The 22,014-nt window shown below is 65.4% G+C and carries 21 protein-coding genes; 13 read left to right on the top strand and 8 right to left on the bottom strand.

Annotated features, from left to right (window positions below; translation table 11 throughout):
* The first annotated feature begins 271 nt into the window (after window positions 1–271).
* Window positions 272–841, top strand: a complete 570-nt coding sequence (locus U5A57_RS30575; protein WP_321915415.1) for a DUF4142 domain-containing protein — start codon at window positions 272–274, stop codon at window positions 839–841.
* Window positions 842–895: 54 nt separating this feature from the next.
* Here U5A57_RS30575 and U5A57_RS30580 read toward each other — a convergent pair whose 3' ends face one another.
* Window positions 896–1,495: a TMEM175 family protein gene (locus U5A57_RS30580; protein ID WP_321915416.1), complete on the bottom strand. Its 600-nt coding sequence runs from the start codon at window positions 1,493–1,495 to the stop codon at window positions 896–898.
* 180 nt (window positions 1,496–1,675) lie between these two features.
* Here U5A57_RS30580 and U5A57_RS30585 point away from each other — a divergent pair, with 180 nt between their 5' ends.
* Together U5A57_RS30585 and U5A57_RS30590 are read left to right on the top strand one after the other, a co-directional pair.
* The gene (locus U5A57_RS30585) at window positions 1,676–2,398 is read left to right on the top strand and encodes a cytochrome b/b6 domain-containing protein (protein WP_321915417.1); all 723 of its coding nucleotides are present in this window, start codon (window positions 1,676–1,678) and stop codon (window positions 2,396–2,398) included.
* Window positions 2,399–2,483: 85 nt separating this feature from the next.
* Window positions 2,484–2,762 carry an H-NS family nucleoid-associated regulatory protein gene (locus U5A57_RS30590; RefSeq protein WP_321915418.1) on the top strand — a complete coding sequence of 93 codons (279 nt, stop codon included), beginning with the start codon at window positions 2,484–2,486 and terminating at the stop codon, window positions 2,760–2,762.
* 114 nt (window positions 2,763–2,876) lie between these two features.
* Here U5A57_RS30590 and kdgD read toward each other — a convergent pair whose 3' ends face one another.
* The 4 genes from kdgD to U5A57_RS30610 form a co-directional block, all read right to left on the bottom strand.
* Entirely contained in the window at window positions 2,877–3,794 is a 918-nt protein-coding gene (kdgD, locus tag U5A57_RS30595) for a 5-dehydro-4-deoxyglucarate dehydratase (RefSeq protein ID WP_321915419.1), read from the bottom strand.
* A 51-nt stretch (window positions 3,795–3,845) separates the two neighbouring features.
* Window positions 3,846–5,195 (bottom strand): glucarate dehydratase, encoded by a 1,350-nt coding sequence (gene gudD / locus U5A57_RS30600; protein ID WP_321915420.1) that lies wholly within the window; start codon window positions 5,193–5,195, stop codon window positions 3,846–3,848.
* 65 nt (window positions 5,196–5,260) lie between these two features.
* Window positions 5,261–6,349 carry a lactonase family protein gene (locus U5A57_RS30605; protein WP_321915421.1) on the bottom strand — a complete coding sequence of 363 codons (1,089 nt, stop codon included), beginning with the start codon at window positions 6,347–6,349 and terminating at the stop codon, window positions 5,261–5,263.
* Window positions 6,350–6,388: 39 nt separating this feature from the next.
* Complete coding sequence (locus U5A57_RS30610; RefSeq protein ID WP_321915422.1) at window positions 6,389–7,720, bottom strand: MFS transporter; 1,332 nt, start codon at window positions 7,718–7,720, stop codon at window positions 6,389–6,391.
* 282 nt (window positions 7,721–8,002) lie between these two features.
* On the opposite strand from U5A57_RS30610, the gene U5A57_RS30615 reads away from it, so the two are divergent.
* Window positions 8,003–9,586, top strand: a complete 1,584-nt coding sequence (locus U5A57_RS30615; protein ID WP_321915423.1) for an aldehyde dehydrogenase (NADP(+)) — start codon at window positions 8,003–8,005, stop codon at window positions 9,584–9,586.
* A gap of 78 nt (window positions 9,587–9,664) precedes the next feature.
* Here the strand turns inward: U5A57_RS30615 and U5A57_RS30620 are convergent, their stop codons facing one another.
* On the bottom strand, window positions 9,665–10,405 hold the full coding sequence (locus U5A57_RS30620) for a FadR/GntR family transcriptional regulator (RefSeq protein ID WP_321915424.1): 741 nt from the start codon (window positions 10,403–10,405) through the stop codon (window positions 9,665–9,667).
* A 523-nt stretch (window positions 10,406–10,928) separates the two neighbouring features.
* Between U5A57_RS30620 and U5A57_RS30625 the strand changes: the two genes are divergently transcribed.
* The 9 genes from U5A57_RS30625 to U5A57_RS30665 all read left to right on the top strand — a co-directional run bounded on the left by U5A57_RS30625 (window position 10,929) and on the right by U5A57_RS30665 (window position 18,067).
* Window positions 10,929–11,534 carry a c-type cytochrome gene (locus U5A57_RS30625; RefSeq protein ID WP_321915491.1) on the top strand — a complete coding sequence of 202 codons (606 nt, stop codon included), beginning with the start codon at window positions 10,929–10,931 and terminating at the stop codon, window positions 11,532–11,534.
* Between the two features lie 79 nt (window positions 11,535–11,613).
* Window positions 11,614–12,897: a c-type cytochrome gene (locus tag U5A57_RS30630; RefSeq protein ID WP_321915492.1), complete on the top strand. Its 1,284-nt coding sequence runs from the start codon at window positions 11,614–11,616 to the stop codon at window positions 12,895–12,897.
* A gap of 7 nt (window positions 12,898–12,904) precedes the next feature.
* Entirely contained in the window at window positions 12,905–13,087 is a 183-nt protein-coding gene (locus U5A57_RS30635; protein ID WP_158759912.1) for a hypothetical protein, read from the top strand.
* Between the two features lie 28 nt (window positions 13,088–13,115).
* Window positions 13,116–13,691, top strand: a complete 576-nt coding sequence (locus tag U5A57_RS30640) for a cytochrome C oxidase subunit II (RefSeq protein ID WP_321915425.1) — start codon at window positions 13,116–13,118, stop codon at window positions 13,689–13,691.
* Entirely contained in the window at window positions 13,681–15,306 is a 1,626-nt protein-coding gene (locus tag U5A57_RS30645; RefSeq protein ID WP_321915426.1) for a cbb3-type cytochrome c oxidase subunit I, read from the top strand. Before U5A57_RS30640 ends, U5A57_RS30645 begins: the two co-directional genes overlap by 11 nt.
* Window positions 15,303–16,100, top strand: coding sequence for a c-type cytochrome (locus U5A57_RS30650; protein WP_321915427.1), 798 nt, complete (start codon window positions 15,303–15,305; stop codon window positions 16,098–16,100). The genes U5A57_RS30645 and U5A57_RS30650 overlap by 4 nt, the downstream gene beginning before the upstream one ends.
* Before the next feature lie 93 nt (window positions 16,101–16,193).
* Window positions 16,194–16,622 carry an OsmC family protein gene (locus U5A57_RS30655; protein WP_321915428.1) on the top strand — a complete coding sequence of 143 codons (429 nt, stop codon included), beginning with the start codon at window positions 16,194–16,196 and terminating at the stop codon, window positions 16,620–16,622.
* A gap of 9 nt (window positions 16,623–16,631) precedes the next feature.
* Window positions 16,632–16,976: a cupin domain-containing protein gene (locus U5A57_RS30660; RefSeq protein WP_321915429.1), complete on the top strand. Its 345-nt coding sequence runs from the start codon at window positions 16,632–16,634 to the stop codon at window positions 16,974–16,976.
* Window positions 16,977–17,089: 113 nt separating this feature from the next.
* On the top strand, window positions 17,090–18,067 hold the full coding sequence (locus tag U5A57_RS30665) for an alpha/beta hydrolase (protein WP_321915430.1): 978 nt from the start codon (window positions 17,090–17,092) through the stop codon (window positions 18,065–18,067).
* Between the two features lie 76 nt (window positions 18,068–18,143).
* Here U5A57_RS30665 and U5A57_RS30670 read toward each other — a convergent pair whose 3' ends face one another.
* Window positions 18,144–19,577 (bottom strand): cytochrome-c peroxidase, encoded by a 1,434-nt coding sequence (locus tag U5A57_RS30670; protein ID WP_321915431.1) that lies wholly within the window; start codon window positions 19,575–19,577, stop codon window positions 18,144–18,146.
* Between the two features lie 184 nt (window positions 19,578–19,761).
* Window positions 19,762–21,444, bottom strand: coding sequence for an alkaline phosphatase family protein (locus U5A57_RS30675; RefSeq protein WP_321915493.1), 1,683 nt, complete (start codon window positions 21,442–21,444; stop codon window positions 19,762–19,764).
* Between the last annotated feature and the right edge of the window lie 570 nt (window positions 21,445–22,014).

Raw genomic sequence — 22,014 nt, forward strand, 5'->3', positions numbered from 1 at the left:
GACGCGAATGGAGAACGCCGTTTTGCATAAACCCATGACGTCGATGTGAATACGCGGATCGTTATGGCTCTCGCATGCTCTCTTACCAACCGTTACACAAGCGAAGCAATCGTTTCACCTGAATGGCAAGCGAGTTCATAGAATTCCTCAGACCGTTGAGCAGCAAGGCTGACACGCCAGAACGGTCGCGCACAAAGCCGCACCACATGCCGCATGGAATGGCGCGGCACTGCGCGCGTAATCGATACCAACTATGCAGAAAGGAGTTCACATGACTCGCCTCTCGCTTGCCTCGCTCATCGCGGCTTCGGCCGCCAGCCTTTGCGCCGTTTCGCTGAGCGCTCATGCGCAGACCCCCGCGCCTTCCGCGGCTTCTGCCTCCACCTCGGGCGCGGCCGTTCGGCTTCACGAAGCCGACAAGGCCTTCATCGCAGACGGCACGCAAACCGTCGCCACGCAGCGCGACGCCGCGCGCATTGCCGACTCGCGCTCGACCGACCGCGAAGTGAAGGCCTTCGCGGAAAAACTGGTGGCCGACTATTCGAAGCTCTCCGACTCGATGCGCGCGGCGAGCCCGCGCGGCGTTGACGTGCCGCGCAACGACCCGGATGCGGCGGTGATCAGCAGCATCAACAATTTGCGCGGCGCGGATTTCGACAAGACGTATATCGAGCAGGTCGCGCTGGCCGGCCAGCAGAAAACGCTCTCGGCGTTCCAGGCGGAGATCGCCTCGGGCCGCGACGCGGGCCTCAAGAAGGCAGCAACGGAAGGCCTGCCCGTGATCCAGGCCGACTATGCCAAGGCGCAGGAACTTGCCAAGCGCAAGCACCTGGCAGGCTGATGACGATGTGATGCGCAAAGGGGCCGGCCGCTCGCGCGCCGGCCCCTTTGGCGTTTACTCTTCCTTCTTTTCGCTCGCGGCGAGAGCCAGCCGCTCCATGCGTTGATCGGGCACGAGCCAGAGCAACGCCGCAATGAAGTAGAAAATCGCGCCAACGCGGGGATAGTCGAGCGCTGCAAGCGCAAACCCGGCCAGATAAATCACTGGCGAAATCTTGCCCTTCACGTCACTGCCCAATGCAATGGCAAGCGGGCTTTGCGTGCCGTGATAGCGCACGAGCGTGAATTGCAGCACGACATAGGCAACCGCGCAGAGCAGCAGGTTCACGCCGTAAAGCGCGGTCGGCCAGCGTCCGAATTCGTTCTCGCCCATCCATCCCGTGGTGAACGGCAGCAGCGAGAGCCAGAACAGCAGATGCAGGTTGGCCCAGAGCACGGAGCCGTTCACGCGGCGCGCCACCTGAAGCATATGGTGATGGTTGTTCCAGTAGATGCCCACGTAGATGAAGCTCAGCACATAGCTCAGATAAACCGGCCAGAGCGGCGCGAGCGCGGCGAGCGTGTCGCCGTGCGGCACCTTGAGTTCCAGCACCATGATCGTGATGATGATGGCGAGCACGCCATCGCTGAATGCTTCGAGTCGATTTTTTTCCATCTGCGGGATCGGTCTGCAAGGGATGTAAGGCAAGCGGCAAGTATGGCCGAAGTCGCGGCGCGACGCCACGTAGCCGCGGGGGCAACACGGTTGCGTATCGTGCGCTGCACATGGCGCGCAAGCGTTCCTGACCTATGATGCCCTTGAGCGCCACGCCCGCCAGAAAGCCAGCCACGGATCATGAACACCCCGACCTCCGCATCCCGCAACCGCCCCGAGCACCCCAAGCACCCCGAACACGCTGAACGCCCGGACCGCCGCGTGCGCGTCTGGGACCTGCCCACGCGGCTCTTCCACTGGCTGAGCGTCGTGCTCGTGGCCGCCGCTTACGTCACGCAGCGCATGAACTGGATGCAGATGCACGTGCGCCTTGGCGAGACGCTGCTCGCGCTCGTGCTGTTTCGCATTCTGTGGGGGTGCTTTGGCAGCGAGACGGCGCGCTTCTCGCGCTTCGTCGCCTCGCCGCGCAGGGCGATCGAACATCTGCGCCACGTGTTGCGGCGCGAGCCCGACGTGCAGGTGGGCCACAACGCGGCGGGCGGCTGGATGGTTCTGCTACTGCTCGCACTGCTGCTAATCGAAACGCTCACCGGACTCTACGACAACAACGATATCGCCGACGAAGGCCCGCTCAGCGAAATCGTGCCGGCAAAAATCGCCAACGCCATCGCCGGCCTGCACGCGTGGGGCTGGGATCTGCTCGCGGCGGCCGTCGTGCTGCACGTGTGCGCGATTGCCGTCTATGCACTCGTGAAAGGCCACAATCTGATCGGCCCGATGGTAAGCGGTAAAAAGCGCTTGCCCGCCTCGGTGCGTGCGCCCGCGCGCGGATCGCTCTGGCTCGCGGCCTTGCTGATGGGCTTATCGGGCGTCGTGACCGCCCTCCTCGCCGCCTATGTGTGATGCCGCAAATTGATGTGTCAAACCCACGCGAAGCCCGCACAGCGCGTAAAATCAGCGGCTCGTTTTCACTCGACAAGAATGATTGATGGCTACCTACCGCGAATTGCTCGCCCAGAAGCGCGAGCTTGACGAGCGCATCGAAGCGGCGCGCGCCGAAGCGGCCCACGAGGCGCTGGCTACCGTGCGCGCGGCAATCGCCGAATTCGGCTTCACGCCCGACGAGGTGTTCGGCAAGCCGCGCCGCGAAAAAGCCGTGCGCCGCGCGCGCAAGACCGAAGGCAATGAAGGCAATGAAGGCAATGAAGGCAAAAAGCGCGAGCGCGCCAATCTGGACCTGTTCGGCGACACCGCCGACAACGCCTGACCGGCCGCATTCGCGCTTCATACGCAAACAGGGCCGCAAGGGCCCTGTTGCGTGTCGTGCAGCCAGCCATGCCGCGCGCCGGCTGGCGCGAGCATGGCGTGAATACCGGGCGCGTTACTGCGCGCCGAGCTTCTTGATCAGCACGTCGAGCTGCGCCACTTCCTCTTGCGTGAGGTCGGTGAGCGGCGCGCGCACGGGGCCGGCGTCGTGGCCCACGAGCTTCGCGCCCGCCTTCACGATGCTCACCGCGTAGCCCGCGCGGCGATTGCGGATCGCGAGGTACGGCAGGAAGAATTCGTCGATGAGCTTGCCGACCGTCGCGTGGTCGTCGGCGGCAATCGCGCGATAGAACTGCATGGCCGTCTTCGGAATGAAGTTGAACACTGCCGACGAATATACGGGCACGCCCAGCGCCTTGTACGCCGCTGCATAGACCTCGGCCGTGGGCAGGCCGCCCAGGTACGAGAAGCGGTCGCCCAGACGCCGGCGGATCGTCACCATCGCCTCGATTTCGCCCACGCCGTCCTTGAAGCCGATCAGGTTCGGGCAGCGATCGGCGAGTTGCTCGAGCATGTCCGCGTTCAGCTTCGAATTGGCGCGGTTGTAAATGATGACGCCCATGTTCGGCACGGCCTTGCAGACCTGCTCGGCGTGCGCGGCAATGCCTTCCTGCGAGGCTTCCGTGAGGTAGTGTGGCATCAGCAGAATGCCCTGCGCGCCATTGCGCTCGGCTTCCTGCGCATATTCGATCGCCACACGCGTCGCGCCGCCCGCGCCCGCGAGAATCGGCACCTTGCCCTTGCAGGTTTCGGTGGCCGTCTTGATGACCTGCGAGTATTCGCTCTTCGTGAGCGAGAAGAATTCGCCCGTGCCGCCCGCCGCGAACAGCGCGCTCGCGCCATAGGGGGCCAGCCATTCGAGGCGCTCGGCGTAGGTGTTCGCGCGGAAGTTGCCTTGCGCGTCGAAGTCGGTCACGGGGAACGAAAGCAGGCCTTCGGAGACGATTTGCTTGAGTTCTTGCGGCGTGGTCATGGTGTTGATCCTGTTGCGAAGTCAGTAAAGGTGTTCAGTCGAAGATGGCGTTCAGCGCACGAGACACGGGCGCTTGTTGTCGAATTTCCAGTTGGGAACGAGGTATTGCATGGCGATCGCGTCGTCGCGCGCGCCGAGGCCGTGCTCCTGGTAGAGCGCGTGGGCCTTTTCCAGCTCGTCCATGTCGATCTCGATGCCAAGGCCAGGCTTTTGCGGCACCTGCACCTTGCCGCCCACGATCTGCAGCGGCTCGCGCGTGAGGCGCTGGCCGTCCTGCCAGATCCAGTGCGTGTCGATCGCGGTGATCTTGCCGGGCGCTGCGGCCGCCGCATGCGTAAACATGGCGAGCGAAATGTCGAAGTGGTTGTTCGAGTGCGAGCCCCACGTGAGGCCCCAGTCGTTGCACATCTGCGCTACGCGCACCGAGCCCTGCATGGTCCAGAAGTGCGGGTCCGCAAGCGGAATGTCCACCGATTGCAGTTGAATGGCGTGGCCCATCTGGCGCCAGTCGGTCGCGATCATGTTGGTGGCCGTGGGCAGGCCCGTGGCGCGGCGGAACTCGGCCATCACTTCGCGGCCCGAATAGCCGTTTTCCGCGCCGCAGGGGTCTTCGGCGTAGGCGAGCACGTCGTGCTTGTCGCGGCACAGGCGGATCGCTTCCGCGAGCGACCACGCGCCGTTCGGGTCGAGCGTCACGCGCGCTTCGGGAAAGCGCTCGGCCAGCGCCGTGACCGCTTCCATTTCCGCGTCGCCCGCCAGCACGCCGCCCTTGAGCTTGAAGTCGTTGAAGCCGTAACGCGCCTTCGCGGCTTCTGCCAGGCGCACGACCGCTTCCGGCGTCATCGCTTCTTCGGTGCGCAGGCGGTCCCAGTCGTCGCGGCCATCGGCGCCGCTCGCGTACTCGAGATCGGTCTTGTTGCGATCGCCAATGAAGAACAGGTAGCCGAGCATCTCCACTTCGGAGCGCTGCTGCCCTTCGCCGAGCAGCGCGGCAACGGGCACGTTCAGATGCTGGCCGAGCAGGTCGAGCAGCGCGGCTTCGAGCGCGGTGACGGCGTGAATCGTGGTGCGCAGGTCGAAGGTCTGCAGGCCGCGGCCGCCCGAGTCGCGGTCGGCGAACTGCTTGCGCACGGTGTTGAGCACCGATTGCATATTGCCGATGGACTGGCCGACCACGAACGCGCGCGCGTCTTCGAGCGTCTTGCGGATCGCCTCGCCGCCCGGCACTTCACCGATGCCGGTATGGCCCGCGCTGTCGCGCAGCAGCACGACGTTGCGCGTGAAGAACGGACCGTGCGCGCCGGAGAGGTTCAGCAGCATGCTGTCGCGGCCCGCCACGGGCACGACGCGCAGCTCGGTCACAACGGGCGTGGCGTTCGGTTGAACGGTTTGTGTAGACATGAACGGATTACCTGTAAAAGTGCGGCGCGCTGCGCCCTGACAATCGAAACTTGGGGTTGAACCGGTTAAGCGCTCGCGGCGACGATCTCCACCCAGTTCGCACCGTTGCCGCCCTCGCCGCGCGAGAGGGGTGTGAGTGCGCCGGTGGTTGCATCGACTGCATAGACCGAGACGTGCTGCGATTTTTCTCCGCACGCCACGAGAAAGCGGCCCGTGGGATCGATGCGAAAACCGCGCGGCTGCGTTTCGGTCGCAGTCGCGCCCACGTATTCGAGCGCGCCATCATGAGCCACGCGCAGCGTGAGAATCTGGCTCGTCGTGCGCTCGGACACGTAGACGAAGCGCCCATCGGGCGAGACGTGGATATCGGCGGCCCAAACGTTCTTCGCGAGCACCGCCGGGTCGGGCTGCACGGGGTCCGTGGGGCTCGGGCGCGCGAAACCGTCGTTCAGATGCGCGAGGGCGGCGGCGCGCGGCGAAACGTGCTGCGCGGTGAGCTTGCCGCTGGCGGCGTCGCGCGCGAATACCGCCACCGTCGCGCGGAATTCGCTCAGCACATACAGTACGTCGCCGCCTGGCGAAAAGCGCAGGTGCCGCGGACCGAAGCCCGCACCGAGATCGACCGCGCCGATTTCGACGAGTCGTCCTTCGTCTTCCAGCGCGAAGGCGAACACGCGGTCGCTGCCGAGCGACGACGCGTACGCGAAGCGCCCATCGGCGGAAACGATCACCGCGTGCGCGTGCTCGATGTCGCCGATCACCTGGAGCGGCGCGCCCTGCCCGTTCTCGAGCGCGTTCGCGCCATACAGGCTCACGCGATGCTCGCCGTACGAAGCGCCGAGCAGGAAACGCCCTTGCGGCTCGGCGCACAGATACGCGAGGCTCGATTCGATCGGCGTCTGCACACGCGGTGTGATGCTGCCGGTCTGCGCGTCGATGGCATAGTCGTTGATGCGCTTGTCCGCGCCGCGCGTGGCCGCATAGAGGCGGCGGCGATCGGGCGAAAGCGCCATCGGCATCACGTTGTCCTGCGCGGCCACGCGCGCTTGCGACGTGAGCGCGCCATTACGCGCGTCGAGATGAAACACGCCAATGTCGCCGTCTTTCGAATTCGCGACGTAGACGAAGAAGCGGTCGGGGTTCGGCTGGTTCATGGTGTGTGTGTCCTTCTCGATTAATGGTTGCGCTCGGGTTCAGTGCGCGCCGCTGTGCACGGAATCGTCCGCAAACGTGCGGCGCGACGGCTTGTTGCGGGCAAGGAACGCGGCGGCGGCGGCAATGAGCGACGTCACGCCCAGGCCGTAGAGACCGCCCGTAATCGAGCCCGTATGCTGCTGAAGATAGCCGAAGGTGGCCGGCGCGAAGAAGCCGCCCAGGTTGCCGAGCGAATTGATCAGCGCGATCACGCCGGCGGCCACGCGGGTGTCGAGATAGCCTTGCGGCATGGGCCAGAACAGCGACGAAGCCGCCTTGAAGCCGATAGCCGAGAAGCAGATCGCCACGAACGAGAACACCGGGTCCGCCGAAGTCGAAGCGAACAGGCCGCAGGCCGCGATCACGAGCGCGATGGCGAGCCACGCCTGCTGGAAGCGGTACTTCGCCGAGAGCAGCGCGAAACCGTACATCGCGACGATAGCGATCATCCACGGAATGGCGTTGTAGAGGCCCACCTGGAAGTCGCTCAAGCCGCCCATCTTGCGGATGATCGTGGGCAGCCAGAACGTGGCCGCGTAAATGGTGAGCTGAATGGCGAAATAGAGGAAGCAGAACAGCACGATCTGCGGGTCCTTCAAGAGACGCAGCACCGGCACGTGCGCGCCCGTTGCGGCTTCGCGCTCGGCCTGCTCGCGCGCCAGATACGTTTCGAGCGCGCCCTGCTCATCGCTCGTGAGCCAGTGCGCGTCGCGAATGCGCGACTTGAGGAACACCCAGCTCACGCCGCACAGCACGATGGAAAAGCCGCCTTCGATCAGGAACATCCACTGCCAGCCCGCCAGACCCAGGCCGCGCACCGAAAGCAACGCGCCCGTGATCGGGCCCGAGAGCACCGAGGCGAACGCCGAGCCCGCGAGAAACACCGCCGCCGCCTTGCCGCGCTCCTTCTGCGGCAGCCACTGCGCGAAGTAATAGATCACGCCGGGAAAGAAGCCTGCTTCGGCAACGCCCAGCAGGAAACGCAGCACGTAGAACGAGGTGTCGTTGTGCACGAACGCCATGGCGGCCGCCACGACGCCCCACGTGCCCATGATGCGCGTGAGCCAGGCGCGTGCGCCATACTTTTGCATGAGGATGTTGGACGGCACCTCGAAGATCGCGTAACCCACGAAGAACAGCCCCGCGCCGAACCCGTACGCCGCCGCCGAAAGACCGATATCGGCCTTCATGTGCGCGCCGGCGAAGCCGACGTTCACACGGTCGATATAGTTGGCGATGAACATGATGAGGAACAGCGGGAGCACGTGCCGCAGGACCTTGGCGCTAGCCGACTCCAGCAGGTCCTCATAACGGTTGGCAGGGGCGGACATCGGGTTGTCTCCTTCAGGCGTGCCGGTGGCGCGCGGATTGGATGTTTCGTGGTACGTTGTCTGATGACATTCTAAGCGTGTCTGCACCGGGAACCAACGTCGTGTTTACCCTGTCATGGAACGGGAATCATAACCGATAAGGCTTGTATTGACGCACTTTCTACGCCCATCACGTCCCAAAAGTGCCTGCCGCAGATGTTCGGCGGCCGTGATCTGGCGTATGATAGTTGTACGATGACTTAACTCATGGTAACCATCACTGCAACGAAACTCGGAGACGACATGCAAATCACTGGCGACATGCTCATTGGAGGCCGCGCTGTACGCGGCTCGGAAAAGCCGCTCGCGGCTTTCAATCCCGCCACGGGCGAAGCGATCCCCGCGCCGGCCTTCGGCAGCGGCACGGCAGCCGACGTCGACGCCGCCTGCCGGCTCGCCGCCGAAGCGTTCGACGCCTACCGCACGCTGCCCCTCGCCGTGCGCGCGGCGTTCCTCGAACGCATCGCCGACGGCATTGCCGCGCTGGGCGACGCACTCACCGAACGCGCCCACGCGGAAACCGGCCTGCCCAAGGCGCGCCTCGAAGGCGAGCGCGGCCGCACCGTTGGTCAGCTGAAGCTGTTCGCACAGGAAGTGCGCCAGGGCCTGTGGCTCACACCCACGCTCGACGCCGCCCTGCCCGAGCGCAAGCCGCTGCCGCGCGCCGATCTGCGTCTGCAGAAAATCGCGCTCGGCCCGGTCGCGGTGTTCGGTGCGAGCAACTTCCCGCTCGCGTTCTCGGTGGCGGGCGGCGACACGGCGGCGGCGCTCGCGGCGGGCTGCCCGGTGGTCGTCAAAGCGCACGGCGCGCACCTCGGCACTTCGGAGATGGTCGGCCGTGTGATCCAGCAAGCCGTGCAGGAGATGGGGCTGCCCGAAGGCGTGTTCTCGCTCATCGTTGGCGCAGGCCGCACCGTGGGCGAAGCGCTCGTGGCGCACCCGGCCATCAAGGCCGTGGGCTTTACCGGCTCGCGCGCGGGCGGCACGGCGCTCATGCGCATCGCCGCGAACCGCCCCGAGCCGATTCCCGTCTATGCGGAAATGAGCAGCATCAATCCCGTGTTCCTGCTGCCCGAAGCGCTCGCGGCTCGCGGCGCGGCCATCGCCCAGGGCTTCGTCGATTCGCTCGTGCTCGGCGCGGGTCAGTTCTGCACGAATCCGGGTCTGGCGATCGGCATCGAAGGTCCGGCGCTCGACCAGTTCGCGCAGGCCGCCGCGCAGGCGCTGGGCGTGAAGCCCGCGCAGACCATGCTCACGTCGGGCATTCATGCGGCGTATGAAGAAGGCGCGCGGCGTCTCGCCGAAACCCAGGGTGTGAGCGCGCTCGCGCAAGGCCAGCCCGCGAGCGGCCCGAACCAGGCGTTCGCCGCCCTGTTCGTGACCGATGCGCAAACCTTCCTCGCGCAGCCCGCGCTCGAAGACGAAGTGTTCGGCCCAGCCTCGACGCTCGTGCGCTGCAAGGACGAAGCCGAACTGCTCGCGGTGGCCGAGCACTTCGCGGGCCAGCTCACGGCGACGATCCAGATGGATCGCAGCGACGTGCCCGCCGCCATGCGCCTCGTGCCGATTCTCGAGCGCAAGGCCGGCCGCCTGCTCGTGAACGGCTTTCCGACCGGCGTGGAGGTCACGCACGCAATGGTGCACGGCGGCCCGTTCCCGGCCACGTCCGACAGCCGCGCGACGTCGGTGGGCACGAGCGCGATGGAGCGCTTCCTGCGTCCGGTCTGTTATCAGGACTTCCCCGCCGAGCTGCTGCCGCAGGCGCTCGCAGACGCCAATCCGCTCGACCTCTGGCGCCGCAAGAACGGCGAACTCGTGCGCGGCTAATCGCCGTCTCTCGATGATGTCAATGAAAACAGCGGCCTTGGCCGCTGTTTTTTCATGCGCGCTCGAAGTTCAAGCGCCCTACGCCTTCCCCCCCGACTCCGCCGCCGCACGGCGCAGCCGCTCGCGGCTGCTCGACAGATGCATGCGCATGGCCGCACGCGCGCCTTCGGGATCGTGGCGGGCAATCGCGTCGAAAATGCTTTCGTGCTCGCGGTTCACGAGTTCGGCGTAAGCCTGCGGATCGCGATGCGCAATGCCCGCCGAATCGACGCGACGGCGCGGGATCAATGCCGCGCCCATTTGCGTGAGGATATCGACGAAATAGCGGTTGCCCGTGGCGCGCGCCACCGAGACGTGAAATTCGAGGTCGGCGCCCGAGCTGTCGCCGCCCGAGCGGATCACGACGTCGAGTGCGTCGAGCGCGGCGCGCATGCCGGCCAGGTCGCGCTCGCTCGCACGCTGCGCGGCAAGACCCGCGGCCTCCGTTTCGAGGCTGATGCGCAGCTCGAGCACGGACAGCACATCGTCCAGCGTGCTGGCCGGCACGACGTCGAGATCGAGCGGCTCGCGGCGCGGCTCCAGCACGAAGCTGCCGATGCCGTGACGCGTTTCGATCACCGACATGGCCTGCAAACGCGAAATGGCTTCGCGCACCACCGTGCGGCTCACGCCCAGTTGCGTCATGAGGTTGCTTTCGGTGGGCAGCTTGTCGCCGGGCTTCAGCGAGCGCGTGGCGATCTGTTCGTTGATGAAGTTGACGACCTGCTCGGCGAGATTGCGGCTACGCGCGGCGATGGGCGTGGCAAGCGACTCCGCCATGTGGCTCTCCTTGGCTCGATATGCGTATATCGCTGCATTATACGTTGTCGGACAACCACAGGAAAAGCCTGTGCACAAGCGACTGAGGACATCCTATGACTGCGCGATGGACTGCGCGCGAGACGGCCTGAACACCACACAGGTTCGCCCACGAAATGATCCTCATTTTATTTCGTATTCCGATGCAATTCACGCCTCGTCTTTTCGCAATGAGACGCGCATGTCGTTGTGTTAGCAAACATATCGTTACGCTGCGATCGGAGCGAATTTATTTGCGCATCCTGGCTGCACAAGTCGGCGTTCTCCGATAATCTCCACAACAAGGTGCGCGCCCGGCCGTCAAAGAAAACCAGAATCCCCACGGACGACGCCTCAACTGATATCGAATCGCAACGCGTTTGTGTAGTCACATTCCGTACCGAGGGAATCATTGAGAAACCGCATCGTCTTCCTCATCCTTGCGCTCGCGCTGCCTTGGGCGCCGCTCTTCGCGGCGCCGCCCGCCGAGCCCGCGCCTGACACGATGCAGGCCCGCGTGATGGGTTGCGCGGCCTGCCACGGCGCGCACGGCGAAGGCACCGACAACGACTACTTTCCGCGTCTCGCGGGCAAGCCGGCCGGCTATCTGTTCAACCAGCTCGTCGCCTTCCGCGACGGCGGCCGCAGCTATCCGCCCATGAACTATCTGCTGGCGTATCTGCCCGACGCCTACCTCAAGCAGATCGCGGAGTTCTTCGCGCAGGAGCACCCGCCCTATCCGCCGCCAGCCAAACCCACGGTCGATGCGGCCACGCTCGCACTCGGCAAGTCGCTCGTCATGAACGGCGACAGCAAGCGCAACGTGCCCGCCTGCGCGCTCTGCCACGGCGCCTCGCTCACCGGTATGCAGCCGGCCATTCCGGGTCTCGTGGGCCTGCATCCGAACTACATCAGCGCGCAGCTCGGCGCGTTCCGCTACGGCACGCGCCGAGCCGCCGCGCCGGACTGCATGCACGACATCGCCAGCCGTCTCGCCGACCGCGACATCACCGCGATCGCGGCGTGGCTCTCGTCGCAACCCGCGCCTGCCGATACGACGCCAGCGGCGGCCTCGCCGCTGCCGCTCGCGTGCGGCAGCGTCCATAACTAGCCGGGGCCTCGACGTGCGCAGACTTCGATCCCTTCTCCCCACTTCGCTTCGCCTGTCGTGCGCGGCGCTCACGCTCTGCATGGGCGCCGGGCTCGCGCACGCGCAAACGGCCGCGCCCAGCGCGAACGCAGCCAACGCGGCCAGCGCCGCAGCGGCAGCCGCCGCGGCCAATGCGAAGCCGATCGCGAGCAACGCCGAGCAGATCGCACGCGGCGAATATCTCGCGCGCGCCGGCGACTGCATTGCGTGTCACACGGTGCCTTCCCAGCAGATGTTCGGCGGCGGCCGTCCAATGGAAACGCCGTTCGGCACGCTTTATACGCCAAACATCTCGTCGGACAAGACGTTCGGCATCGGCGCCTGGACCGCCGATGAGTTCTACCGCATGCTGCACGAGGGCAAATCGCGCGACGGCACGCTGCTCTATCCGGCCATGCCGTTCGCGTCGTACACGAAGGTCACGCGCGCGGACTCGGACGCCATTTTTGCGTACCTGCTCTCCACGCCGCCCGTGCACAAGGAGAACCGCGCGCACGATCTGCGCTTCCCGTATAACAAGCGCGCGCTGCTGCTCGGCTGGCGCACGCTGTTCTTCCGCCAGGGCGAATTCAAGCCCGACCCGGCGCAGTCCGCCGAATGGAATCGCGGCGCGTATCTCGTGCAAGGCCTCGGCCACTGCACGATGTGTCACACGGCCATCAACGCGCTCGGCGGCAACTCGGCCTCGAAGGAGTTCCAGGGCGGCCTGATTCCCGTGCAGAACTGGTATGCGCCTTCGCTCACGTCGAACAAGGAAGCGGGCCTCGGCGACTGGAGCATCGAGGACATCGTCGATCTGCTGCACGCGGGCGTGTCGAAACGCGGCGCCGTGTACGGACCGATGGCCGAAGTGGTCTACGACAGCTTCCAGTACCTCACGGAAGAAGACGTGCGCGCCGTGGCCGTGTATCTGAAGTCGCTGCCGGGCCACAACAACGAGGTCGACAAGTCGCCCAAGAGCACCTTCGTGACGGAGGAAGCCGCGCGCCTCGTGCCGCTCGGCAAGAAGATTTACGAGTCGCAGTGCGCGGTGTGCCACGCGGCGCAAGGCCAGGGCAAGCCGCCGCATTTCCCGCCGCTCGCCGACAACCAGTCCATTCAGATGAACTCGGCCGTGAACCCCATCCGCATGGTGCTCAACGGCGGCTATGCGCCGGGCACGCAAAAGAACCCCATGCCCTATGGCATGCCGCCCTTCGCACAGTCGCTCTCCGACGAAGAAGTGGCGGCCGTGGTCACGTATATCCGCACGGCGTGGGGCAACCACGGCACGCCGGTTTCCGAACATGAAGTGAACGCGCTGCGTTCCGCGCCGCTTTTCTGAGGCTGCGATGATCGAAACTCCCGTACCCGAACAACCGGGCGAGCGCCCGCAACACGAACAGGTCGACGAGATCGTGGCCAGCGGCCCGGGCGGCGCGCTCGCGGTAGCGGGCATCGCCACGGCGATCGTGGCTGCGATCTGGTTCGTCTTCTACTTCGTCGTGTTCCTGCCGCGCGGCGTCATCCAATAGACCAGACAGACAAGAAAAGGCCGGCCTCATGTCGAATCCGCTCGATAACCATGCCAGTGCCGAAGTCGCCGCGCGCGTGGAGCGCCGCTGGGCGACGCTCATGGTGGCGTTCGTCTCCCTGCTCGTGGCCGTGGTGGTCTTCACGGGCCTGCACTGGGCCATGATGCCGCCCTCGCGCGTGGAACTCGTCAATCCGGAAACGCTGCACGTGTCCGGCGAATTCGTCGAATCGAATCTCGGCAGCGCAGTCGAAACCGACGGCTCCGTGACCGTGCGCATTCTTGCGCAGCAGTACTCGTTCACGCCGCAATGCATCGTCGTGCCGGCCAACACGCCCATTACGTTCCGCGCGACGAGCGCCGATGTCGTGCACGGCTTTCTCGTCACGGACACCAACCTGAACTCGATGGTCGAGCCGGGCTACATCTCCACGTTCCGCACGAGCTTCGACAAACCCGCCGACCACCTCATGCCGTGCCACGAATATTGCGGCACGGGCCACCAGGGCATGTGGGCCCACGTGAAGGTCATCGACAAGGATGCCTTCATGCAGATGGCGAACCAGGCAGGCAATTCAGCGCGGAGACTCAGCTGTGTTAAATAACAAGCGACTCGTACTCGCCCACTTCTGGCTCGCGTTCATTGTGTTCGGCGTGGCGCTGCTGCTTGGCGCGTGGCAGATGTTTGTGCGCAGCCCCATGCACCCGTGGCTTAACGACCCCGAGCTTTACTACCGCTCGGTCACGGAGCACGGCACCGTGATGGGCTACGTGTTTCCCACGCTCATCGCCATGGGCTTTGGCTACGCGGTCAGCGAACTCGCGCTCAAGCGCCCGCTCGTGGGCGTGAAGTGGGCATGGCTCGGCTTCATCCTGCTCGCGCTCGGCTCCGTCACCGCCTCGGTGCCCGTCGCGCTCGGCCTCGCCTCAGTGCTCTACACGTTCTATCCGCCGATGATCGGCAACGTGTTCTATTACCTCGGTGTCGTGCTCGTCGTGGTGGGCTCGTGGGTCTGGGTCGCGCTGATGGGCGTGAACACCGCGAAATGGAAGCGCGAGAATCGCGGCAAACCCCTGCCGCTCGCCATGTTCGCGACCACGGCGGGCGCGTACCTCTGGGGCTGGACCGCGGTGGGCGCGGCGATCGAAGTGCTGTTCCAGATCCTGCCCGTGGCCTTCGGTTGGCGCAATACGATCGACGCGGGCCTCGCGCGCGTGTTCTTCTCCTGGACGCTGCATGCCATCGTCTACTTCTGGCTCATGCCCGCCTATATCGCGTACTACACGATCATTCCGCGCGCGATTGGCGGCCGGCTCTACAGCGACGTGATGGCGCGCATCTCGTTCATCCTGTTCCTCGTGGTGGCCATGCCGATCGGCCTGCACCACCTGTTCACCGATCCGCAGGTGGGCTCGGGCTTCAAGTTCGTGCAGTCGGTGTTCACGGCGCTCGTCTCGGTGCCCACGCTCCTCACCGTGTTCACGATCTGCGCTTCCGTTGAAATCGCCGGGCGGCTGCGCGGCGGCACGGGGCCGTTCGGCTGGATCGCGAAGCTGCCGTGGGAGAACCCGCAAATGCTGGCCGTGGCGTTCTCGTTCGTCATGCTCGGCTTCGGCGGCGCGGGCGGCCTCATCAACATGAGCTACCAGCTCGACCAGGCGGTGCACAACACGCAGTGGATCACGGGCCACTTTCACCTCATCTATGGCGGCGCGATCGTCATCATGTACTTCGCCATCGCCTACGACCTGTGGCCGCAGATCACCGGCCGCGCGCTCAACAACTGGCGCCTCATGCGCTGGCAGCTCTGGCTGTGGTTCATCGGCATGATCGTCACGACCTTCCCGTGGCACCTGGTCGGCCTCATGGGCATGCCGCGGCGCATGGCCTACTACGATTACAGCGACCCGGCGCTCGCGGGCCAGGGCGCGCTCGTGGTGCTTTCTGCAATTGGCGGTCTGATCCTCGTGATTTCGGCGGTGCTGTTCTTCGTCGTGCTGCTCCAGGGTCACCGCAGCGAGGCGGCCGCGCCCGAGGAATATCGCTTCGCCAAGCCGGTGCACGAGTCGGCCACGCTGCCGGTGGCGCTCAATAGCTTCGGGCTGTGGATCGTGCTGATGATCGCCCTGACGATCACCAACTACGGCTACCCGATCGCGCAACTGCTGGCGACACCCGAAACGGCCGTGCCCGCGATCCCGATTGGAGCGCAGCGATGAGCGACGAACGCCTGTTCTCGTTTCGCAATGTGTGGTTTCGCACGGGTGTGGGCGCGACGATCGTCGTGTTCGTCGTCTCCGTGCTGATCGGCTTCATCTGGTTGCCTTCCGCCAAGAGCGACCCGTATTTTCAGGGCATCTGGACGGCGATCTGCAGCGCGGCCGGCGTGCCGCGCGCGTGGCATCCGGTCGAGTCGGCGGTCGCTCCGGGCTACCAGCTGAGCCAGGTCGAACTCACGCCGCACATGCTAGACGGCGCGACTTCCCTCTCGATTGGCCGCGGCGCGACGCTCGCCTTGCGCTGCACGATGTGCCATGGCCCGCGCGGCATCAGCATGGCCAATTCGCCGAATCTGGCGGGCCAGTTCGCCATCGTGGTCTTCAAGGAACTGCACGACTTCCAGACGGGCGCGCGCCAGAACGCGGTGATGTCGCCCATGGCGCGCGACCTGTCCGACGAGGACATGCGCGATCTCGCGGCCTATTACGCCTCGCTGCAGCCGATCGCGCACCTGCATGGCGGCGCGCCCGGCATCGTGGCGCACGGCGCGCCGCTGCGCAATATTCCCGCCTGCGCGTCCTGCCATGGCGGCGTGGACAGCAAGGTCGGCAGCCCGTGGCTCGACGGCCTGCCCGCGGCATACACGAAGGCGCAACTGCTCGCGTTCGCGAACGGCACGCGCCATAACGACATTTCCGAGCAGATGCGCAACATCGCGCGCAACATGACGCCCGAGGAAATCGACGCGGCCGCCGCCTGGTACGCGGGCGAAACGCCGCCGGCCAAACCCTGAACCCAACCACGCGGGGCGTGCGGCGGTAGGCAAATTGCGCGCCCTGCACGTCCCTCACCTCAACATCGTTACCCAACCTCGCGGAGCGACATCATGCAAAAGACGGCATCGGCAAAATGGCACGGCGGCATCAAGGACGGTCAGGGCACGATCTCGACGCAAACCGGCGTGCTCAAAGAGGCACCCTATGGCTTCGCCTCGCGCTTCGAAGGCGGTCCCGGCACCAACCCCGAGGAGCTGATCGGCGCGGCCCACGCGGGCTGCTTCACCATGGCCTTCTCGCTCTTCCTGACCCAGGCGGGCTTCACGGCCGAGAGCATCGAGACGAAATCGACCGTTACGCTCGACAAGGTCGGCGAAGGCTTTGCCATCACGAGCTGCCAGCTCGACATGACCGCGAAGATTCCGGGCATCGATCAAGCGAAGTTCGACGAGCTTTCGAAGGGCGCCAAGGAGAACTGCCCGGTGTCGAAGCTGTTCGCCAACAACGCGACGATTACGCTCAACGCGAAGCTCGTTTGAGAGACGCTCATGGCCATCCCCCATGCTGCGCCGGGTGAGGTCTTCGACGTACGGCCGCTAGGCGGCGCGCTCAAGAGTGCGAAGTCGATCACCCTGATCCGCGCGCAGCAACTCGAAGTCATGCGCATCGTGCTGCCGGCAGGCAAGCGCCTGCCGGAGCACAGCGTGCCCGGCGAGATCACGGTGCAGTGCGTGGAAGGCGTGATCCGCTTCTTCGTGAACGGCGACCCGCGCACCATGCACGCCGGCGACATGCTGCTGCTCGGCGGCGGCGAAAAGCACGCGCTGGAAGCGCTCGACGACGCTATCTTGCGCATGGGGGCAAGTAGCCGCGCCTTGGGGCCGCCCCGCTAACTCGTTCGAAACTTTCGAACGTCTGCATCACTCCCGTAGCACGGCAAACCGTGCCAGCGGAACGATCATGGGTTCCAACGCAAACGCGTTCAGACAACCCACGGAGTTCCGCGATGAAACCCTTACGCTTGCTCAAGCGGCTTGGCGCCGCCCTCTTCTGCGCTGCCGCGCTGGCGCCGGCCATGCCCTCGATGTCGGCAACCGTCCCGCAACCCGCTGCCGCTGGCGTTGCCGCTGCCATTACGCAACACGACATCGAAGCGAACGGCCTGCGCCTGCATTATCTGCAGGCGGGCAACCCGCAGAACGACGCGACCCCGGTTCTGCTGCTGCACGGCTATGCCGAGACCAGCCATATGTGGCAACCGCTCATGACGCAACTGGGCGAGCAGCGCGTCGTGATCGCGCCGGATCTGCCCGGCGCGGGCAATTCGGCAATCCCGGCGAGCGGCTACGACAAAAAGACGCTCGCGCAGGACATCCACGCAATGGTCCAGGCCCTCGGTTATCGCAAGGTCAAGCTCGTGGGTCACGACATCGGGCTAATGGTCGCGTATGCGTACGCCGCGCAATATCCGGACGAAGTCGAGAGCATCACACTGATGGACGCCTTCCTGCCCGGCGTTGGCGACTGGCAAAAGGTCTGGCTGCTGCGCGACAAGTGGCACTTCAACTTCTACGGGTCCACGCCGCTTGCGCTCGTGGACGGCCGCGAGCGCATCTACTTCGAGCACTTCTGGAATGACTTCGCCGCGGACCCGAAGCACTCGGTACCCGAAGCGGACCGCGAGCGCTATGCCGCTGCCTACGCCCGACCAGGCCGCATGAAGGCCGGCTTCGAATACTTCCACGCGTTCCCGCAGGACGCCGCCGATTTCGCGGCGTTCGCGCAAACGCCGCTCACGATGCCCATGCTCGTGCTGGCCGGGGAGAAGGCCTCCGGCACGTTCCTCATCGATCAGGCCCGGCTCGTCGATACGAACGTGCAAGGCGTGGTCATCCCGGGCGCGGGGCACTGGCTCATGGAAGAAGCGCCGGGACCGACAATCGCTGCGATCGAGCGGTTCGTCGGCGGCACGGGTGCGCGTTGAAGCGCGAGGTGGCACGCAGTGACGGATGCGGGCGGCTACCCGGCCGGCTTGCCGAAGTAGCGGCCCGCACCCGCGCTCACTGCTTCGACGACACCGGATCGTCGTTGAGCGTCTTGAGGAACGCGATGATGTCCTGAATGTCGCTTTGAGTCATCGCGGGCTTGTCGCCGAACTTGCGGTCGAACGGCGCATCGGTCACGTCCACGTTCTTCTGGAACGGCGGCGGAATGTCGTCGTACTTGTCGATCTTGCCGTCGGGTCCGCGCGGATAGAACTTGCCTGGGTCCGTGTTGCGATCGTTGTAGAACGCCATCACGTCGTCGAGGTTGTGATACACGCCGTTGTGGAAGAACACCGTGCGCGTGGCCGTGTTGCGCAGCGTGGGCGTGAGGAACATGCCGCAGTACTGCGTCTGGTCCTTGAAGTCCGAACGGAACGGGCCGCATACCCCCAGATCGAAGAAGTGCGGGTCCTGGTTCTGCGCGAGCTTGTTGTTGCGCGGCACGCCGAGCGCCTCGTACTGGTAGTCCGTGAACATGGGCGGCAGACCGTCCTTGCCGGGCTTCGAAAGGTGGCAGCCCGCGCAGTTCGCCTTGTTCGGGTCGTTGAACAGACGCAGGCCGCGCAGCTCCGCTTGCGAGAGGCGCGCGTGGCCTTCGAGCCAGCGGTCGTACTTGCTGTTATACGGATGGAACGACTGATCTTCCACCTGGTAGCGCGAGATCGCGAACATGGCCTCCGCCACGGCCATCTTCGGGTCGCTGAAGATTCGGTCTCCGAACAACTCCGTGAAGTGCTTGGCGTACGGCGCCTTCGTGAGCTTCGTGGCCACCTGTTCGATGCTCGTGTTCGCCATTTCCACGGGATTGAGCAGCGGGCCGTACGCCTGCTGCTGCAGCGTGTCGGCGCGGCCGTCCCAGAAGAGGCCGCCCTGCGGCACCATCTCCACGGAGGTCGATGCGCCGCCCGCCACCTTCTGCGACTTCACGATATCGGCTGCGGCCGTGGCCTGCTGCGCGACCGTCGGCGCGTCGTCGTTTTCGCCCTGATCGGGACCGATGCTGAAGTTCGGCTGACGGTACAGGTACATCAGCGAAGGCGGCGGGCGATAACCCTGCTGGTTCATCGCGAGGCCGCCCATCTGCACGTCGTGTCCGTTGGGCGGACCGTAGGAACGCTCGGGGCTATGGCACGAAGCACAGGACTGCTGACCGGAGCCCGAGAGCGCCGGGTCGAAGAAAAGCTGCTTGCCGAGCTGCGCCATCGCCGAAAGCGGCGCGACTGGCGGGCGCTGCAGCACCACGGGGTGCGGATTCGCGCCGGTCAGGTTCTCGACGACCTCGCCCACGGCGTCCGGCACGTTGGCCGGAAACGCCACGGCGTAGGCGCAAAAGCCCAGTGCGCCGAGCGCGATCACGGCGGCTACGGCGCGCAGAACGAGCCGCACGGGGCTCGACGCGCTGCGCGGTTTGGGTGAGGAGGAGCCAGGCGAAGTGGAAAGCTCGGACATGATTCGATCTTTCTTTGCGTAATACCACGAGAAGGAAAAGCCGAACGCCGCGAGCAGCCAGCGAACATCGAAGCTGGCGTGCAACGCGGCGAGAGCCACACGACGTGACAACGGCGCGAGGCCGGCCGCCCTGCACGCGCGAGACTTATGCGTGCGGGCGGCCAGGACTCGCGCCGGACGTCGTTCAGATCGACGGCGCGGAGCTCAACTGCGTGCCCAGCGTGCCGTCGAGATACAACACCGGCAAATTACCCGTACCGCCAAAGTTGAACAGCGCGCGCATGTCGCCTGCGGCTGAGTCGAACGAACCGCCGCCAAGGCGTGCGCCGCCGAGCCAGTTGTCTTCGATGAAGCGCACCACCGATGCTTGATCGATGAACGTGTGGTCGACGTAGTTGGCCTTCGCCCACGGCGAGATCACGAGGAACGGAATGCGCGTGCCCGGACCGCAACGGCCGTTGACCGGCGCGCCCGCGATACCCGTGGGCTGCGTGCCCGTGCCGCACACGGCGTTGCCGTTGAGCTGGTCGGCCGCGTTCAGCGACGAATGCACCGGCGCCATGTACTGGTGGTCGTACCAGCCGTCCGAGTCGTCATAGGTCACGACGACTGCCGTGTTCTTCCAGTCGGGCTGCTGCATCAGGAAGTTCACGACCTTGGTCACGAACTGCTGCTCGTCGAGCGGGTCCGAATAGCCCGCGTGCGCGTCCTGGGCAGCCGGCGCCTTCAGGAAGCTCACCGACGGGAAATTGCCCGCCTTCACGGCCGCGAAGAAGTCGTCCGAGTCGTACTGGTGGTTGGCCGGGTCGAGCGTCTTGCCGTCCGTTTCGAGCGTCGAGCCAATGGCCGCCGTCGAGCTCGGGCGCAAGTGCTGCGGGTTTGCCGTCGTCTTGAAGTACTGGAACCAGTTGTGGTGCGGGCTGTAGTCGGCAGTCGCCGCATTCACGGCCGTCGCGACCGTGCTGCGCAGGCAGCCCGTCGTGCCGTTCGCGTTGACCGTCTGCAGGTTGAAGCCGCCCATGAAGCCGCCCCACGTGATCTTCTGCGCGTTCAGCAGGTCGCCGATGTTCTGCGCGTTGATCATGCCCTGGTCGGTCTTGCTCGAGCACGTGTCGTAGCCCGGGTCCACGTCGCCCATCAGCGTCAGGCCGCCTGCGCCGTCTTCGATGTAGTACGTGGGCGTGGCAACCGTCGAAGGCTGCTTCGACGTGTTCACGAGTTCGAGACCGTTGGTCTGGCCCGACACGACTTCGAGCGCGCCCGGCGTCGACGGACCGTAGGTCGTGGTCCATGCGTTGTCGCTCATGGCGAACTTCTGCGCATAGTTCCACATTGCCGTGACGGTGTTGCCGTCGTAATAGCCCATCACCTGGCCCTTCGTGCCGAAGGCGCCCGCGCCGCCGCTCGTGCCCTTACCCGTGTACTTCGGGAACAGGTCGAGTGCGCCGTTGTCGCCGGCCTGCTGCTCGGCCGTGTAGGCGTGATTCTGGTCGGCCGTGGCGGCCTGGGTGCGGTCGAGGCGGAACGGATTGGCGGCGTCCGTGCCGTTGAGCGTCGTGTTCGAGTTCGGGTTCGCCGTGAGCAGCGCGCCCGTGAGGCCGTTGACCGTCGGCGTGCCCGAAGCAGCCGTGAAGGCCGGCTCGCCGCCCGGGTTCGTGGCGTTCGGGTAGGTGGCGAAGTAGTGGTCGAACGAAACGTTCTCGCCGTAGATCACGACGAGATGCTTGATCGGCGTGGCCGTCGTCAACGTGTCTTGCGCCGACGCGGCGGCGGCAGAGGTCCCCGGATTCGAATTGCTGCTGCCGCATGCAAACAGCGCGGCAGCGAGGCCCGCACAAGGCAGGGCGAGTAATGCTCGGCGATACAACATGTAGTTAGGCTCCATCGATTGTTTGAGTTGCTTTTTAGAGTCCTGCCGACGCGGCGCGCACAAGTGCGCCCTGCCGCCACGCCTTCAGTGAGGCCCGATCGATTCTGCGCACGGGCCCCCATGCGCCTTACATCAGAGCGAGCGCATTACAACATCGCAAGATGACTACACGGCGAACGTTTAATTTCCGAATACTTTCATCGGATTTCACCGCCGAAAGAATCGCGCAAGCAGCCGTGTGCGCTGAGCTGTGGATTCGGCCCCGGATTGCGGCTGCGCGCGAGGTCCGGTTCGGTCCATTGCACTCCGTGCGGCGCGAGCTATAACTGGAAATACAGTGCGGATGTTCTCTGCGCGCCCGCTCGCCCCTTCTTCTTGCGTCGCGCCGCGCTGTGCCGCCCCCGAATGCGTGGGCGCGCTTCTTACGTGAGTAGTGAGCTAAGACGTTCGGCAGCCGTGCGCTGCGCGCAGGCATCCCGACTTTCCAGATGAGTGTGCGACTTCAGGCTTGGCCTCTTGCTCGCGCGCACCTTCGCCGCGGAGTTGCTCCGCAGTTATCCCGCAGTG

Source organism: Paraburkholderia sp. J11-2 (assembly GCF_905220185.1).
In the GTDB taxonomy this organism is placed as follows: Bacteria; Pseudomonadota; Gammaproteobacteria; order Burkholderiales; family Burkholderiaceae; genus Paraburkholderia.

Coding starts and splice junctions, on each gene's coding strand:
- U5A57_RS30635 (WP_158759912.1), top strand. CDS start 12,905: ATGATCGAAACTCCCGTACCCGAACAACCGGGCGAGCGCCCGCAACAC.
- U5A57_RS30655 (WP_321915428.1), top strand. CDS start 16,194: ATGCAAAAGACGGCATCGGCAAAATGGCACGGCGGCATCAAGGACGGT.
- U5A57_RS30650 (WP_321915427.1), top strand. CDS start 15,303: ATGAGCGACGAACGCCTGTTCTCGTTTCGCAATGTGTGGTTTCGCACG.
- U5A57_RS30590 (WP_321915418.1), top strand. CDS start 2,484: ATGGCTACCTACCGCGAATTGCTCGCCCAGAAGCGCGAGCTTGACGAG.
- U5A57_RS30625 (WP_321915491.1), top strand. CDS start 10,929: ATGCAGGCCCGCGTGATGGGTTGCGCGGCCTGCCACGGCGCGCACGGC.
- U5A57_RS30670 (WP_321915431.1), bottom strand. CDS start 19,577: ATGTCCGAGCTTTCCACTTCGCCTGGCTCCTCCTCACCCAAACCGCGC.
- kdgD (WP_321915419.1), bottom strand. CDS start 3,794: ATGACCACGCCGCAAGAACTCAAGCAAATCGTCTCCGAAGGCCTGCTT.
- U5A57_RS30665 (WP_321915430.1), top strand. CDS start 17,090: ATGAAACCCTTACGCTTGCTCAAGCGGCTTGGCGCCGCCCTCTTCTGC.
- U5A57_RS30615 (WP_321915423.1), top strand. CDS start 8,003: ATGCAAATCACTGGCGACATGCTCATTGGAGGCCGCGCTGTACGCGGC.
- U5A57_RS30630 (WP_321915492.1), top strand. CDS start 11,614: ATGGGCGCCGGGCTCGCGCACGCGCAAACGGCCGCGCCCAGCGCGAAC.
- U5A57_RS30660 (WP_321915429.1), top strand. CDS start 16,632: ATGGCCATCCCCCATGCTGCGCCGGGTGAGGTCTTCGACGTACGGCCG.
- U5A57_RS30580 (WP_321915416.1), bottom strand. CDS start 1,495: ATGGAAAAAAATCGACTCGAAGCATTCAGCGATGGCGTGCTCGCCATC.
- U5A57_RS30620 (WP_321915424.1), bottom strand. CDS start 10,405: ATGGCGGAGTCGCTTGCCACGCCCATCGCCGCGCGTAGCCGCAATCTC.
- U5A57_RS30605 (WP_321915421.1), bottom strand. CDS start 6,349: ATGAACCAGCCGAACCCCGACCGCTTCTTCGTCTACGTCGCGAATTCG.
- U5A57_RS30575 (WP_321915415.1), top strand. CDS start 272: ATGACTCGCCTCTCGCTTGCCTCGCTCATCGCGGCTTCGGCCGCCAGC.
- U5A57_RS30610 (WP_321915422.1), bottom strand. CDS start 7,720: ATGTCCGCCCCTGCCAACCGTTATGAGGACCTGCTGGAGTCGGCTAGC.
- gudD (WP_321915420.1), bottom strand. CDS start 5,195: ATGTCTACACAAACCGTTCAACCGAACGCCACGCCCGTTGTGACCGAG.
- U5A57_RS30640 (WP_321915425.1), top strand. CDS start 13,116: ATGTCGAATCCGCTCGATAACCATGCCAGTGCCGAAGTCGCCGCGCGC.
- U5A57_RS30585 (WP_321915417.1), top strand. CDS start 1,676: ATGAACACCCCGACCTCCGCATCCCGCAACCGCCCCGAGCACCCCAAG.